The sequence below is a fragment of the Microcystis sp. M49636_WE2 genome, from assembly GCF_030065375.1.
GTDB lineage: Bacteria > Cyanobacteriota > Cyanobacteriia > Cyanobacteriales > Microcystaceae > Microcystis > Microcystis aeruginosa_C.
On the sequence record NZ_JASJFG010000299.1, the window covers coordinates 1 to 2,090 of the forward strand.

Sequence of the window (2,090 nt, forward strand, 5' to 3'; positions counted from 1 at the left end):
ACTGGAAGGAGAATCTGCCCTGATTTTGCGTCTGTTGCAACGTCGCTTTGGTGCAGTGGATGAGGTGTTGGCTGCCCGGATTCAGGCTCTAGAAATCGAGCAATTAGAGTCCTTAGCTGAGGCTTTGTTGGATTTTACAACCTTAAACGACCTAGTGCTTTGGCTAAATCGCTATGGTCTATAAATTTACTAACTTGAGTCGGCAGGAGGTTGACGCGATGCTAGGACTACAATTGGCAGATACAAGGGTATATCGTGAAGCCAAGGAAGAAGGACGACTGGAAGGACAACTGGAAGGACGACTGGAAGGACGACTGGAAGGAGAATCTGCCCTGATTTTGCGTCTGTTGCAACGTCGCTTTGGTGCAGTGGATGAGGTGTTGGCTGCCCGGATTCAGGCTCTAGAAATCGAGCAATTAGAGTCCTTGGCTGAGGCTTTGTTGGATTTTACAACCTTAAACGACCTAGTGCTTTGGCTAAATCGCCCCTCGCAACCGCTTAACTAAACTTAGTCAAACCTAAGCCACCTGAAAGGGTGAGTTAGGAAATTTTGATGGCCAAATATCCATCCCTGACGATGGGTGACAAGGGCAATTCTTGTCAGAGGGCAGATAAAAGTTTATGCGGATGGCGAGACTCGAACTCGCAAGGCGTAAGCCACACGCCCCTCAAACGTGCGTGTCTACCAGTTCCACCACATCCGCTTGATTTTAGCTTAACCATTATAGCACAGAAAAAAAATAATCTGCAAGCAAATTTTAAAAATTACTGCCGCACAACCTTCGCGCCACCTGAGTTAGTACGGATAAACCTTTTAGGGAACCTTGAATCAAATGGAAGGCCGGGAGAGGACGGATTAACATTTGTCGAGCTAGGGGCAATGGTAGCAGCTGACCTTGATTATCAATTGCCGGGGCTAAATCGGGTAAGTCCTGTGTCACCTCGTCGCTAATCACGCGCACAATTGCCACTTTTTGCCCGCGTAAAGCCGCTAAAATCCTTGCTCCTTCCATATCTACCACTTCATAGCCCCCCTGTCCTAAACCTCGTTTTTGCTCGGACTGGCTAATCAGGCGATCGCTGGTTAAACCTTTAACGAGACTATATCCGGTTAATTGGGCGATTTCTGCGGTTATTTCTGGTTCGCACTGCCAATAACTCCCCTTTTCTGCGCCACAACCTTGATAGATTACCCCATCTCCGACCCGATAGCGATCGCTGAGACTGCCCGCTAATCCCATCAGCACAATTTTTCCTGTAAACTTATTAAGAAATTCTAGAGATTGCCTAGAGACTGGGGAACTGTCGAGGAATTCTGGAGCGCCAAGGTTAATCGGGATAATTTGCGGGGCTAAATCGCCGATTTTCCTTAATCCTCGACGGATTGAGCTATGCTCGGCCCCCCGGGGAACAAGAATAATATCTTCAGGTGTGAGCATGAAATTTTTGAGAAAGTTTCCTAATTAGTCCATTGAGATGTTATAAATAATAATAGTGAACTAATTAGGAATAATTCTTAAGTAAATAGCCCTGCCACTGACTGGGCAATTGTCTTTCTCACCATGAAAAAGTCTGTCATTCTGCGTTTATCCGAGGTTAACAAGCGTTTTCCCGCTTCTCCTACTCTAGCTGTCGATAATATCAGTTTTAGTTTAACAGAGGGCGAAATTCTCGGATTATTGGGTCCGTCGGGCTGCGGTAAAACCACTCTGCTGCGGATGATTGCGGGATTTGAAAAACCATCTCAAGGAGTGATTGAATTGGGAGGGCGAATAGTTGCCGACGAAAAAACCTTTATTCCCCCGGAAAAACGCAATACAGGCATGGTTTTTCAGGATTACGCTCTTTTTCCCCATTTAACCATCGCCGAAAATATCGCCTTTGGGTTAAAAAATTCTGGGGAGAAATTATCGAGCAGAGCTATTAACGCGAGGGTGGCGGAAACTTTGGATTTAGTCGGACTGCAAGGACTAGAAAAACGTTATCCCCATCAGCTATCGGGAGGACAACAGCAAAGAGTCGCCCTCGCCCGCGCTTTAGCCCCAAAACCCTCTTTAATCCTCTTAGATGAACCTTTAAGTAATCTCGAT

3 protein-coding genes, 1 tRNA gene and 1 pseudogene are annotated in these 2,090 nt (G+C 46.3%); 3 read left to right on the plus strand and 2 right to left on the minus strand.

The genetic code is table 11. The annotated features are described in order from the left end of the window. Together PX484_RS07125 and PX484_RS07130 are read left to right on the plus strand one after the other, a co-directional pair. The coding region (locus PX484_RS07125) for a DUF4351 domain-containing protein (RefSeq protein ID WP_288103279.1) at window positions 1-184 on the plus strand (184 nt) is incomplete at its 5' end. Beyond that, window positions 174-506: pseudogene (locus PX484_RS07130) on the plus strand (DUF4351 domain-containing protein); the annotation flags it as partial. The gene PX484_RS07125 and the pseudogene PX484_RS07130, both read left to right, overlap by 11 nt. Before the next feature lie 116 nt (window positions 507-622). Here the strand turns inward: PX484_RS07130 and PX484_RS07135 are convergent. Then, window positions 623-704: transfer RNA gene (locus tag PX484_RS07135), tRNA-Leu, on the minus strand. 54 nt (window positions 705-758) lie between these two features. Further along, window positions 759-1,439, minus strand: coding sequence for a nucleoside phosphorylase-I family protein (locus PX484_RS07140; protein WP_287768326.1), 681 nt, complete (start codon window positions 1,437-1,439; stop codon window positions 759-761). A gap of 123 nt (window positions 1,440-1,562) precedes the next feature. Here PX484_RS07140 and PX484_RS07145 point away from each other — a divergent pair. Further along, the coding region (locus PX484_RS07145; protein ID WP_288103283.1) for an ABC transporter ATP-binding protein at window positions 1,563-2,090 on the plus strand (528 nt) is incomplete at its 3' end.